General features: G+C 57.6%; 15 protein-coding genes. 8 read left to right on the forward strand and 7 right to left on the reverse strand.

The features are described from left to right. Positions 1–36: 36 nt before the first annotated feature. The 3 genes from ahcY to ACJ5NV_RS07440 all read left to right on the forward strand — a co-directional run bounded on the left by ahcY (position 37) and on the right by ACJ5NV_RS07440 (position 2,682). The gene (ahcY, locus tag ACJ5NV_RS07430; protein WP_411643015.1) at positions 37–1,425 is read left to right on the forward strand and encodes an adenosylhomocysteinase; all 1,389 of its coding nucleotides are present in this window, start codon (positions 37–39) and stop codon (positions 1,423–1,425) included. Between the two features lie 6 nt (positions 1,426–1,431). Next, a complete protein-coding gene (locus ACJ5NV_RS07435; protein ID WP_411643016.1) occupies positions 1,432–2,214 on the forward strand; it encodes an extensin-like domain-containing protein in 783 nt (260 codons plus the stop codon). Between the two features lie 126 nt (positions 2,215–2,340). Further along, the gene (locus ACJ5NV_RS07440) at positions 2,341–2,682 is read left to right on the forward strand and encodes a DUF2853 family protein (RefSeq protein ID WP_411643017.1); all 342 of its coding nucleotides are present in this window, start codon (positions 2,341–2,343) and stop codon (positions 2,680–2,682) included. A 58-nt stretch (positions 2,683–2,740) separates the two neighbouring features. On the opposite strand, the gene ACJ5NV_RS07445 is transcribed toward ACJ5NV_RS07440, so the two are convergent. The 5 genes from ACJ5NV_RS07445 to tsaD are packed head-to-tail and all read right to left on the reverse strand — an operon-like array spanning position 2,741 to position 5,929. After that, positions 2,741–3,136, reverse strand: a complete 396-nt coding sequence (locus ACJ5NV_RS07445; protein ID WP_411643018.1) for a DUF1761 domain-containing protein — start codon at positions 3,134–3,136, stop codon at positions 2,741–2,743. Positions 3,137–3,194: 58 nt separating this feature from the next. After that, positions 3,195–3,614, reverse strand: a complete 420-nt coding sequence (locus ACJ5NV_RS07450; protein WP_411643020.1) for an EVE domain-containing protein — start codon at positions 3,612–3,614, stop codon at positions 3,195–3,197. Further along, positions 3,614–3,886 (reverse strand): YciI family protein, encoded by a 273-nt coding sequence (locus ACJ5NV_RS07455; RefSeq protein WP_411643021.1) that lies wholly within the window; start codon positions 3,884–3,886, stop codon positions 3,614–3,616. Before ACJ5NV_RS07455 ends, ACJ5NV_RS07450 begins: the two co-directional genes overlap by 1 nt. A 1-nt stretch (position 3,887) precedes the next feature. Next, positions 3,888–4,850: an NAD(P)H-dependent glycerol-3-phosphate dehydrogenase gene (locus ACJ5NV_RS07460; protein WP_411643022.1), complete on the reverse strand. Its 963-nt coding sequence runs from the start codon at positions 4,848–4,850 to the stop codon at positions 3,888–3,890. Beyond that, the gene (gene tsaD, locus ACJ5NV_RS07465) at positions 4,847–5,929 is read right to left on the reverse strand and encodes a tRNA (adenosine(37)-N6)-threonylcarbamoyltransferase complex transferase subunit TsaD (RefSeq protein ID WP_411643023.1); all 1,083 of its coding nucleotides are present in this window, start codon (positions 5,927–5,929) and stop codon (positions 4,847–4,849) included. The genes ACJ5NV_RS07460 and tsaD overlap by 4 nt, the downstream gene beginning before the upstream one ends. Before the next feature lie 68 nt (positions 5,930–5,997). Between tsaD and ACJ5NV_RS07470 the strand changes: the two genes are divergently transcribed. The 3 genes from ACJ5NV_RS07470 (at position 5,998) to ACJ5NV_RS07480 (ending at position 9,561) form a co-directional block, all read left to right on the forward strand. After that, complete coding sequence (locus ACJ5NV_RS07470) at positions 5,998–6,714, forward strand: uroporphyrinogen-III synthase (protein ID WP_411643024.1); 717 nt, start codon at positions 5,998–6,000, stop codon at positions 6,712–6,714. Positions 6,715–6,805: 91 nt separating this feature from the next. After that, positions 6,806–8,083 (forward strand): hypothetical protein, encoded by a 1,278-nt coding sequence (locus ACJ5NV_RS07475; RefSeq protein ID WP_411643025.1) that lies wholly within the window; start codon positions 6,806–6,808, stop codon positions 8,081–8,083. An 11-nt stretch (positions 8,084–8,094) separates the two neighbouring features. Continuing rightward, positions 8,095–9,561 (forward strand): heme biosynthesis protein HemY, encoded by a 1,467-nt coding sequence (locus ACJ5NV_RS07480; RefSeq protein ID WP_411643026.1) that lies wholly within the window; start codon positions 8,095–8,097, stop codon positions 9,559–9,561. 173 nt (positions 9,562–9,734) lie between these two features. Here ACJ5NV_RS07480 and ACJ5NV_RS07485 read toward each other — a convergent pair whose 3' ends face one another. Then, positions 9,735–10,397: a flagellar hook capping FlgD N-terminal domain-containing protein gene (locus ACJ5NV_RS07485; protein WP_411643027.1), complete on the reverse strand. Its 663-nt coding sequence runs from the start codon at positions 10,395–10,397 to the stop codon at positions 9,735–9,737. A gap of 10 nt (positions 10,398–10,407) precedes the next feature. Further along, the gene (locus ACJ5NV_RS07490) at positions 10,408–11,697 is read right to left on the reverse strand and encodes a flagellar hook-length control protein FliK (RefSeq protein ID WP_411643028.1); all 1,290 of its coding nucleotides are present in this window, start codon (positions 11,695–11,697) and stop codon (positions 10,408–10,410) included. Positions 11,698–11,800: 103 nt separating this feature from the next. Between ACJ5NV_RS07490 and ACJ5NV_RS07495 the strand changes: the two genes are divergently transcribed. Together ACJ5NV_RS07495 and ACJ5NV_RS07500 are read left to right on the forward strand one after the other, a co-directional pair. Continuing rightward, on the forward strand, positions 11,801–12,094 hold the full coding sequence (locus tag ACJ5NV_RS07495; protein ID WP_411643029.1) for a rod-binding protein: 294 nt from the start codon (positions 11,801–11,803) through the stop codon (positions 12,092–12,094). A 28-nt stretch (positions 12,095–12,122) separates the two neighbouring features. Then, a complete protein-coding gene (locus ACJ5NV_RS07500) occupies positions 12,123–12,428 on the forward strand; it encodes a flagellar protein FlgN (protein WP_411643030.1) in 306 nt (101 codons plus the stop codon). Positions 12,429–12,539: the final 111 nt, after the last annotated feature.

Consider the following 12,539-nt stretch of genomic DNA (forward strand, 5'->3'; position numbering starts at 1 on the left):
GCTATGGAAGCCCTAACTTTTTTCAGGAGAATGCAAATGTCGCAAGACTACGTCGTTAAGGACATCGGTCTGGCCGAATTCGGCCGTAAAGAGCTCGACATCGCCGAGACAGAGATGCCCGGCCTGATGGCCCTGCGCGCGGAATATGGCGACAGCAAGCCGCTGGCAGGCGCGCGCATTGTCGGCTCGCTACATATGACGATCCAGACCGCCGTGCTGATCGAAACGCTGGTGGCGCTGGGTGCTGATGTGCGCTGGGCATCCTGTAACATCTTTTCGACGCAGGACCACGCGGCGGCGGCGATTGCTGCTGGCGGCACCCCGGTCTTTGCGATCAAAGGGCAAACCCTTGAGGAACATTGGGATTATCTCGATAAATCCTTCCAGTTCCCCGATGGCGCAAACATGATCCTTGACGATGGTGGTGATGCGACGCTGTACGTTCTGCTAGGCGCACGCGCCGAGGCGGGCGAAGACATCATCGCCGTGCCCCAATCCGAAGAGGAAGAGGCGATCAAAGCGCAGATCAAAAAGCGTATGGCCCAATCCCCCGGCTGGTTCACCAAAACCCGCGATGCCATCAAAGGCGTGTCCGAAGAAACAACTACCGGCGTGCACCGTCTTTATGATCTGCATAAAAAGGGCCAGCTGCCGTTCCCTGCGATCAACGTCAATGACAGCGTGACCAAATCGAAATTCGACAACAAATACGGCTGTAAGGAATCGCTCGTCGACGGCATCCGCCGCGCGACTGACACGATGCTTGCAGGCAAGGTTGCGGTTGTCTGCGGTTACGGTGACGTTGGCAAAGGCTCTGCCGCATCGTTGCAAGGGGCCGGCGCGCGCGTCAAAGTGACTGAAGTCGATCCGATCTGCGCATTGCAGGCCGCTATGGACGGGTTTGAGGTTGTTCTGCTGGAAGACGTCGTCGGCTCTGCCGATGTTTTCGTCACCACAACCGGCAATAAAGACGTGATCCGGATCGAGCATATGCGCGAGATGAAGGATATGGCGATCGTCGGCAATATCGGTCACTTCGACAATGAAATCCAAGTCGCCAGTCTGAAGAACCACAAGTGGACCAATATCAAGGAACAGGTGGATATGATCGAAATGCCTTCGGGCAACCGGATCATTCTCTTGTCCGAAGGCCGCTTGCTGAACCTTGGCAATGCCACCGGCCACCCATCGTTTGTGATGTCCGCCTCATTCACCAATCAGGTGCTGGCGCAAATCGAAATCTGGACCAAAGGTGAAGAATACCAGCCCGGCGTCTTTATCCTACCCAAGCATCTGGATGAAAAGGTCGCGCGCCTGCACCTGAAGCGGATCGGGGTGAAGCTGACCGAGCTGAAAAAGGAACAGGCGGATTACATCGGTGTCACTGTCGAAGGGCCGTTCAAGCCAGAACATTACCGCTATTGATCGCTGATGCGGCACAGCAAACGTCAGGAAATGGCGCAGCGTGCCGCTAAGGATCGGGCAAAGAAACCATCACGTACCCGCCGGGTTTTCCACCTTGCGGGTACGTTGCTTTTTGCCGCTGCGTTGGGGTACGGCGGCTATCAGGCGCTGACCCATCCGGACACACCGCTGCCACCGGAATGGAACCCGACCCAGCCCTTGCTGGTCACGCATCCGGTGACCCCGCTAACCGCATGGAAGCTCGACCGTGCTGCGGCGGATATGCAAAGCTGCGTTGCTGCGCTGGGCGATACGGCTCGCTTGCAACAGCGCAGTGATCTTGAAGAAAGCGCCCAATGTCATATGCGCGACCGGGTGGCGCTGTCGCGCGTTGGGCAGGCGCGCATCCGTGATATTGAAACCCGCTGCGCCATTGCCCTGCGCCTTGCCATGTGGGAACATCATAGCCTGCAACCCGCCGCCCGCGATCTTTTGGGCAGTAGCGTGACCGGGATCACACATATCGGCAGCTATAGTTGCCGCAAGTTGCGTAATAGTCGCGGGGAATCTACCCGGATGAGCAGCCATGCGACCGCAGATGCCATCGATATTACCGGGTTCCAACTGGCGGACGGGCGGCGGCTGCGCCTGCTGTCCGATTGGGATGGCGCGCCTGATCAGGCGGCGTTTTTGCGGCGCGTGCGCGATGATGCCTGCACGTGGTTTAACCTGACGCTTTCGCCTGACTATAACCGGCTACATGCGGATCATTTTCACCTACAATCGACCGGATGGGGTTTTTGCCGGTGATCGCGCGGAGCAGAATATCGCCGGTGGGGGAAAATATCTTTAACAAATACGTGGCTTGCGGCTAATCTCCGCCCAGCGTCGCGCCGTATCGGGGCGCTGGATGATAACAAAGTCGGGGAAATTCTCATGGGTAAACGAGACGATTTGATTGCAAAGTACGCAGAAGACCTGAAGAATAAATGTGGTATCACGCCGGATATGGACCTGCTGAGCAAGGTTACAATCGGTTGCGGGCCTGCAATCTACAACGCTGATGCGGCCACTGTCGCTGCGACCCAGCCTGATGAGATTGCAACCGTCAAAAACAATTTTCTCATCAAGAAGCTGGGCCTGAAAGACAGCCCCGATCTGGACACCGCGATCACATCGGTGCTTGAAAAATACGGCATGTCCGAGCGGAACAAATACCGCGCAGTGGTTTACTATATGCTGACCAAGCACTTTGGCAAAGAAGCCGTCTACGGCTGATTGATCGCCGGCTTTATGAAAGGCGAGGACGCGAAATGCTTCCGGGTCCTCGCAAGTGTTAAAGCAACGTTAGAACCAACCCTATCAGCCCACAGCCAAAGGTCGCATAGCCGCTATCAATCAACGTCAGCATGAAGGGTCGCATGCCGTAAGCATTGTTAATCATGATCCAAGGGCTGATGAAAAATAGCCCGATCCCCAGTCCCGAAAGCAGCCCTTTGCCCGGCGTGTCGATGCCTGACAAGACAAATGTATGCCGCATCATCCCCGCGACGAGCAGCATCGCAATCGTGGCGAGCAGATAGGGCAAGGATGATCCGTTTCCGATCGGCTTGCCGTCTTCACGCGTTTCAATCCCCACCGCGCGCATCCAGGGTTTTGACAAGCTCATGTACCAAAAGGCGCCAAAGCCAAACCCGCAGGCGGCGGCGATGATGACAGATAGAAACCCCATGTGCATCCCCCCGCTGAATTAAGCTTAGATAAATCATGCGCAATCGGGTGAGTGAAATCTAGGGTTTTGTGTTGCCCATCTCGCAGATGATTTGCCATTCCGCGTCTGTGACCGGCTGCACCGACAGGCGTGAATTATTGACCAGCGACATCTCTGCCAGCCGCGGGTCGGCTTTGATTTCTTTCATCGTGACGGGCCGGGTGAACGGGCGCACAGCCTTGATATCCACGCATTCCCAGCGTTCATCATCTGTGGTGCTGTCCTGATGTGCCTCGGCGCAGACTTCGACGATGCCGACAATCTCTAGCCCTGTGCGGGAGTGATAGAAAAACCCCCGGTCGCCCAGTTTCATTGCACGCATGTTGTTGCGCGCTTGGTAGTTGCGGACGCCATCCCATTGTTCGCCTGCTTCACCCTTTGCGACCTGCTTGTCCCAGCCCCAGACATCAGGTTCGGATTTGAAGAGCCAGTAAGCCATCAGCCAATCACCTTTTTCCAGGTGATCAGCGTCACCTCGCTGAACAGACCGGCCAGCGCATAAGGGTCGTTATCGGCCCAGTTCTGCGCTGCCGCCATGTCGGGCACTTCCAGGACCACCAGCGACCCGCACATGTCGCCCGCATCATCCAGCAGCGGACCTGCCATTTCCACCACACCCGTCGTTTCGATATAGCCTAGGTGAGCCGCGCGATTGTCCAGCCGGATTTGCAGCGCACCGGCTTTGTCTTTGGTCATCAGGGCAAAACGCATGTTATTCTTCCTTTAGTGGACGTGACAGCAGCGCGCTCAGCGCGGTCGGCACGTCGGTTGTTCCATCTGCCAGCGCGGCCACCACCGCACAGATCGGCATATCGATATCCAGCTCCTGCGCCAGTTTGCGCACCGCGCGGGCCGTGGCAGAGCCTTCGACGGTGGTTGTGATGTCAAAGGCTTCGCCCGCGCCAAGCGCCAACCCATAGCGATAATTGCGCGACTGATCTGACGTGCAGGTCAGCACCAGATCACCAAAGCCCGACAAGCCAGACAGTGTATCGGGCTGCGCGCCAAGCGCGATGGCGAGCCGCTGCATTTCAGGAAATCCACGCGTGATCAGCGCGGCGCGCGCGCTTTCTCCCAATCCGGCACCAATGGCGACGCCTGACGCAATGGCCATCACGTTTTTGAGCGCGCCGCCCAGCTCTGCGCCGACCGTATCAGCCGTGCGGTAAATCCGCAGGGCGGTTGTGGATAGCGCTGTTTGCAGCTGCGCGCCTTGCTCATCATCAGCGCAGGCGAGCGTCAGCGCGGTGGGCAGGCCGCGCGCAATATCTGCGGCAAAGCTGGGCCCGGTCAGGATCGCTGCATTCGCATTCGGCACCAAATCACGGATCGTACTGGCAGGTCCGGTCATCCGCGTCAGGTCGATCCCCTTGCAGCAAGCAATCAGGTGCTTGCCCACCAACCGGTCCGCATGTTCGGTCAAAAACCCACGCAATGTCTGCGCCGGAATAGCGAGCAGGATAATATCGCAGGCAAACAGCGGTTCCAAATCCGCGGAAAACGCCATGCGCGCGGGCAGGGTAACGCCGGGCAGTTTGGAGTTGGTTCGCGTGGACTGCATGGTCGCGACAGCCTCCGGGTTGCGCGCCCAAAGCAGAATATCGTTTTCGTCCAGGGCAAGCGCCACGCCAAGCGCGGTGCCAAATGCGCCGCCGCCTGCCACACCGATCTTCATGCTTTGGCTCCTTTTTTGCCTGATCCCAGCATTGGGGCCGCCATTTGGTCAAGCGGCCAGCGGGGGCGGGCGGAAAGCGTCATGTCATCGGTTTCCCCATGTTGCATTCGTTCAATCCCCGCATAGGCAATCATCGCCGCATTATCCGTACACAGCCGCAACGGGGGGGCAATGCATTGCACGCCCCGTTCGGCGCAGAGGGCCTGCAGCCCCTGCCGAATCGCGCTATTGGCCGCCACACCGCCCGCCACGGCAAAGGCCGGGCAGGACGGTTGCAGAGCCAGATAGATCGCAAGCGCACGCCGGGTTTTTTCGATCAGGATGTCTGAAACGGCAGCTTGGAAACCGGCACTCAGATCGGCCTGATCCTGTGCAGTCAGCCCGCCTTTTTCCGCGATAACACGGTCCCGCGCGCGCAGCATTGCAGTTTTCAAACCTGAAAACGACATGTCGCAACCGGGCTGATGCAGCAGCGGTCGGGGCAGATCGAACCGCGCGGCATCACCCGTTTGCGCGGCTTTCTCAACCGACGGGCCACCGGGTTGCGGCAGCCCAAGGATGCGGGCGGTTTTGTCAAATGCTTCACCCGGCGCGTCATCAATCGTGCCACCGATCCGCTGATAACTGTCGTGCCCCTGCACGATCAGGAACTGGCAATGACCGCCGGACACCAACAGCATCAGATAGGGGTAATCCAGTTGATCGGTCAGACGCGGGGTCAGCGCATGACCGGCCAAATGGTTCACCCCAACCAATGGCAGGCCCGTTGCTGCCGCCAGCCCCTTTGCGCACATCACGCCAGATAGAACACCGCCAATCAAACCGGGGCCGGAGGTCACGGCGATCCCGTCTAACTGTTCCAAGCGTAGGCCAGCATCGTCCAGCGCCTGTTCCACACAATAATCCAGCTTTTCCGCATGGGCGCGTGCGGCGATTTCTGGAACCACACCGCCAAAATCCGCATGCAGCGCCGTTTGCGTGTGCACAACTGATGACAGGATGTCGGTCCCGCGCACCACGGCAGCTGCAGTATCGTCGCAGCTGCTTTCAATCCCAAGGAGCGTAAGAGGCGTCGTCATGGTTCATCCGGTTGCGTGTTTGTCCTTCGCAGGTAACACTGCACCCAGCTTCTAACAATGGTGCGCCGATGACGCCGACCTTGATCGTGACACGACCAGCCCCGCAGGGCGCGGCCTATGCCGATGCAGTTCAGGCGCGGTGGGCCGGTTCTCTTGAGGTGATACAGTCACCGCTTTTACATATCGTGCCTGTTCCGCTGTCGCCAATGGTTGCACAGGCCGAGGCGCTGATCCTGACATCCGTCAATGGCGTTGCGGTTGCGGCGGAGGCTGGCTTGCCTGCGGGCATGGCCGCCTGGTGTGTTGGTGAAAAGACCGGGCAGGCGGCGCAAGACGCAGGGTTTTCGCCAATCGTCGGCCCCGCAGATGCCGAAGGGTTGATCGGGATGATCAGTGCCGCGGGCCCTGCGATGACGCTCGTCCATATTCGGGGCGAGCATAGTCGGGGTAATATTGCGGAGCGATTAACGGATGCCGGGCTGCGCTGCACAGAAGTAATCGGGTACAAGCAGCACGCAAAGAAATTGAACGCGGCGGCGCTGGACGCTCTGACATCGGGTGCGCCTGTTGTTTTTCCGTTATTTTCACCGCGAACAGCGGAAATCCTTGTTGAAAACGGCCCGTTCACCACTCCAATTGATGTCGTGGCGATCAGCTCCGCTGTTGAAGTGATAGCGGTGGATTTGCAGCCACGTTTTATGGTCGTGGCGGATCGGCCAGACGTGGGTGGGGTGGTTGATGCAACGATTGCATGTCTGAACGCGTTATGCAGCCGTGTGCAATAAGCGCGCGATTGCTTGAGGGTCGCGCAGAGCCGGGATAGTGTGGCAAGATCACCTGCGTCAAGGCGGGTGGGGGCGCAGAAGGGGTGAAAACGTGGCAAAACAGCCAGCGAAAGGCCGAAAGGCTGCGACAAAGCCAGTGAAGGCGGGCAATACGCGCGTAAGCGCTGCCGAATCAACTTCACACGGCATTGATGCGATACCACCCGAAGTCCATGTTGCGGGCGCTTCCGCCAAATCTGCGCCAGCGCTATCGAAATCCGCTGCGAAATCGCCTGTTCCGACAGTATCTTCGCCCGAAAAAGCAGCGGACGCCAAACCAACCGCACCTGTAAAACAAACGCCACCCCCGCCTTCCGCGGGAGATGAGCCGATAGAAGAGGCCGCCAAAGCAACGGCAGCCGCCGCCACGCCGCGACAAGGCAGCCGGTTCCTGCCGCTCGTTTTTGGTGGTCTGGTCGCAGGCGGCATCGGATTTTTGCTTGGGACACAAACAGGATTTGGGACTAACCCCGCCTTGAACGACCGTATTGAAAATCAGGATTCCGCGATTGCCGCGCTGGAGCGTCAGATCGCCGATGCATCCGTCACGGATCTGTCGGAAATTGAGGCCACGCAATCTAACCTCGCCATGCAGGTGGAAACTCTGCAGGCGGAGCTTGGCGATACCATTGCCGATTTGACCGAACGCATGGCAGCGCTTGAACGGCTGCCGCGTGGCGAAGGCGGCAACGCGATACCAGCAATTGCAGGCTACGAGGCAGAACTCGATGCCCTGCGCGCGCAAATCCAAGATATGACCGACATCGCCACGACCGAACTTGAAACCGCCCGCGCCGAAGCCGCCGCAATCGAAGAAAACGCAGCCTCTGCGGCCCGTGCGGCGGCAGGCCGTGCCGCTGTCGCCCGCATTCAGACGGCACTGGAAAGCGGGGCACCGCTGGGCGCGGCATTGGGTGATCTGGAAGATGCGCTTGGTGAAAGCGCGCCGGATGCGCTTCTTGCTGTGCAGGACGGGGTGCCGACGCTTGCCGACCTGCAGGAACAATTCCCCGAATATGCGCGCGCAGCGTTGACAACGGCGCGCAGCGAAGGTGTTTCGGGCGAAGAAACCAGCGGTTTTGGCGCGTTTTTACGCAATCAGTTCGATGTGCGTTCGGTCGCGCCGCGCGAAGGCAATGGCACCGATGCGATCTTGTCCAGGGCCGAGGCATCCTTGCGCACGGGGCGTCTGTCCGACACGCTGGCTGAACTGGCAGGGCTGCCCGAAGTCGCCCGCGCGGAAATGTCAGAATGGCTGGCGCTGGCTGAAATGCGGGCTGATGCCATTGCTGCGGCGGATATTCTCTCTACCTCATTGATTGACAATTAAAGGCGTAATCCATGCTCTGGTCCCTGATTAAAATCGTGGTTTTCGTGCTTGCTGTCACGGCGCTCACCTATGGCGGCACGCTCTTGATGGAGGTCGACGGGGGTGCCACGATCAGCGCGATGGGCGTCGAATTCACGCTCAGCCCGCTGGAAATGGCTTTTGCATTGGTCGCCTTGGTTGTAGCGGTGTGGTTGGGGTTGAAACTGCTCGCGCTATTTGTGGCCACGTTCAAGTTCTTGAACGGTGACGAAACCGCGATCTCACGCTATTTCGACCGCAACCGCGAACGCAAAGGGTACGAAGCGCTGTCCGAAGGGATGATGGCGCTCGCCTCTGGCGAAGGGCATCTGGCCATGACCAAAGCCGCCCGTGCGGACAAATATCTGCAACAGCCGCAGCTTACCAACCTGCTGACAGCGCAAGCAGCTGAAATGACTGGCGACCGGCGCAAAGCGGAAGAGACCTATAAGAAACTGCTGACAGACGAAAAAACACGTTTCGTCGGTGTGCGCGGAATCATGAAGCAAAAACTGTCAGAGGGCGACACGGATACCGCGCTTTTGCTTGCACAAAAGGCGTTTGCTTTGAAACCCAAGCACGAAGAAACCCAAGATGTCCTGCTGCGATTACAGGCTGAAAAGGCCGATTGGGTCGGTGCGCGTCAGACGCTTGGGGCCAAGCTGAAATCAGGCAACCTGCCGCGCGATGTGCATAAACGCCGTGATGCTGTGCTCGCCCTGTCGGAAGCGCGGGACGTGATGGATGAGGGTAAAACAATCGAAGCCCGCGAGGCCGCGATTGAAGCGAACCGCCTGTCGCCCGATCTGATCCCTGCTGCGGTCATGGCGGCGAAAAGCTATATCGCTGCTGACAACAGCCGCTACGCTACGCGCGTTCTGACCAAGGCCTGGCTTGCGCAGCCGCACCCGGATATCGCCGCAGCCTTTGCAGAGATCATCCCGAATGAAGAGCCGCAGGCGCGGATCAAACGGTACAAGGCGCTCACCAAAACCACGGCAGCGCATCCCGAAACACGGATGCTGCTGGCCGAGCTTTACATCGCAGCTGAGGATTTCCCCGAAGCCAAACGGGCGCTGGGCGATCTGGTAGAAACCGATCCCACAGCGCGAAACCTGACGCTTATGGCGGCCATCGAACGCGGTGAAGGGGCTGATGATTCCGTGGTCCGGGGCTGGCTGACACGCGCGCTGACCGCACCGCGCGGTCCACAATGGATCTGCGAAAATTGTCAGCATATCCACGGCAATTGGGCCGCAACCTGTAGCAATTGCGGCGCCTTTGATACATTGGCGTGGAAAACACCGCCCATTGGGGATGTGGCCATGCCGGCGGGCACCGAAATGCTGCCATTAATCGTCGGGCAATCACGCGAAAACGCGGTCGCCTTACATGAGCCGCACGAAGAAACTGGGGTGTTGGATGCAGAAGCGATTGAGACAGAAGCAAAAACGCCTTAAGCTGGATTTGAAATGCGACCGGTCCTGCATACGCCGGGAGCTTTGAGTTAGCTTGGCCCCCAACTTCTGTGCCACTTTCTATCTCAGGTGCCCGACGATTTTCCTGTCAACTTGCACATTTACTACCGTAGCCGTGTTTTGGATTGAAAGCTGGCCAAAGGTGAAAAATCAGTTCAGGCTGGGTTTCTAAGGGCCGTGACCTGACTAGCCGGAACAACTGCGCCGCCTTGGAGTATAAGCATCGTTTCGCCGTTTTCTGTGCGCACCTCCGTCACGACGCTGTAAATGTCGAGGGGGTCTTCCGCGATGATCTCGCCCGCAGTGCTACTGACAACTTCGAAGGAGTAAAGCCCCTCTGGAAAAGGCGTTCCGTCAGACGCGACCCCCGCCCATTCAACCGAGTCGGTTGTCGATATCGGAATGTTCAAGCGCTGGACATCAACCCCGTTTTTGTCGCGTACAATCAGTTCTGCTTGATCAGCACCGACCGCAGGTTTAGGCGAGAGGATGATAGGTTCGCCGTCAAAATAGGCCGGGGCTTCTGCGCGCGCTTCTTTCCCAACCCAATTGGCCAATCCTGCAAGCCCATTGCTGGTCATTTGCGCTGAAAGCGACTTCAGTAAGTCATTGGTCAGTACGGACTGCTCTACTTGAGAAAAGGTCGCGAGTTGCACGGCATAATCGGACGAATCGACCGGGTTTAGCGGATCCTGATTTTGCATTTGAACTGTTAGCATCCGCAAAAACGTCTCAAAATCAGAGCTGATCTCTTGAGGTGTAGAGGTCTGTGAGACAGACGTGCGCGGCTCCGTGCCGGAGGATTGCGTAATTTCCATGGTTCTTCCTCTATAGTCGAAGATCAAGCCCGCTGGTTGGGTACTTAGTGTCAAGTGGCGGTGTATCCTGCGTTACTTGTTCAGTTGCGGGAACGCTCTGCCTTTCGCCGTCGGTGGCGGACTGATCATCGCTGGCAGATGTGTCGTGGCCAAATGAAAAGGAGATCGTGTCATAGCCAAGCGCCTCGAACTCCTGCGAAAGTGCATCAATGTGACGACGTAAGAGATCGGTCGTTTCAGGACGCTCTGCCAGAATGTTCAAAGTGATCGTTGTATCTACCGCTGTCATACTGAGCCTCACGCGTCCCAATTCCTTGGGTTGGAGGGCAATCTCGGTAGGCCGACCTGGCTGGTTGCCAATCACGACAGCGATCTGATTCGCGACGTGGCGTGCGGTTTCGGCGCCGGCGGTTGCTGCTGCGACGGTGGCGGTTTGATGGGCCACGGGCCCGGCACGCTCTCCGGCAGTTAAGCTGGGCAAGAGTTCAACCTCATCTGGGACAGCGCTGCGCGGTTCAACTGATTGGGGTACTATACGCATTGCCTGCAACGGTACCAGTGATTGAGAAGCTGTCGATGGTGTCTTTGCGGGCTGCAAGGTGGACGGTTCGACGTCGAGCGGCGCGGGGTCGCGGGGGCTTATTTCTTTCTGTTTTGTTGTGTCGTCCAATAACGCAGTAGGTGAGATCGTCTTTGGTGCTTCGGCCATAACGGGTTGTGCGATCTGCGTCTGATCCGGTTTGACAGTGGTAGGCAATGCGGGCGTTGCCGATTGCTCCGTTGCTCTGCCTTTCAAATCTTGGGTTGGGGGTGTGACAGCCCCATGCTGCGGCGGCGCGGCTGGAAAACGCCCCTCAACCATAATTTGCGCCATGCTGTTCTGGGCGCGCTTTTCTTTAGTCTCTGGCTTTGGTTGTGGAGTATCAAATACAGCCGCCGGGACGCGCGGTGTTGTCGGTACATCTGTTTCTAATGTTGCTTCAGCCTTGGCCGTATCAACCGTTGTAACCGCGTTAACACGTGGCTCCGGTGGTGGCGCGATGACCAATGTAGGGGTCAGCTCTTCCTCGTCGGTTGCCGAATCAGATGCGGGAAGTTCCGTATCTTGCGGTGTGTCTTCACCTTCTGGCACCAAGAGATGCGCCGTGTCTTCAGTTGCTTTTGAATTTTCGGAAGCGGCTACAAGAAGTGTGAAAACATCTGTGAATGCCACGTTTCTGATCGGCAAAACGGAAGGGGTCACCGTCGCAATAGCGTTGGTGGAGGTGCTGGCCGCGTCTGTGATGGGTAAAGGTATCATCGGTTCTCCGACTAGATGTCTGAATCTCTTTCTGCCCGAGAAAACTTACCGATTCTTTACGGCTATCAATCAAAAGGGAAAAAAGTTCAGTACGGAGAATCCGATGAATACAATCCCGGTCCTGCCTGCACCGCGCGATGCGCCTATGATTCCAGATTATGTTAATGCCGATATAAAATTGCGTGATGCCGCCGCGAAACTGGAGGCGACGTTTCTGGCAGAGATGCTGAAATCGGCTGGGGTCGGTGCCCCGCGCGAAAGCTTCGGCGGTGGGCCGGGAGAGGAGCATTTTGCATCTTTCTTGCGAGAGGCACAGGCGCGCGAGATGGTTGACGCTGGCGGAATCGGTCTTGCCGAGGCGTTATTCGAGGCAATGAAGGTGCGGTTGGATGGCTAAGGCACCTATAACATATCTGATTACACTGTTGGATGAAGAACGCACCGCCATCAAAACGGCGTCCTTTGATGCGCTGCAACCGTTGGCCGCTGCAAAACAAAAGTTGTTTGATCAAATGCGTCTTGCGGATATGGCCAAGGATGATCTCGATCTAATCCGGGAGCGTCAGTCCGAAAATCAAGCGTTACTGGCCGCTGCAATATCCGGTGTCAATGCTGCGAGAAACCGGATTACGGAATTGCAGAACGTGCGCGAAGGGCTCAGTGTCTATAATCGGTCCGGGCAGATGAACAAGGTTCCTACGCGCCTTCCTGAGCTTGAGAAGAAAGCCTGAATTTCCATCAAATTATAGGTATCTCTTCGGGTCGAATTAAGAACTTGTTCAGCCAAAATTGGTCTACCTCCTTTCATCGCCATAAAGGCTAGTCCGGTAAAAACCGCTGGA

The organism is Loktanella agnita, from assembly GCF_046640325.1.
Lineage (GTDB): Bacteria > Pseudomonadota > Alphaproteobacteria > Rhodobacterales > Rhodobacteraceae > Yoonia > Yoonia agnita.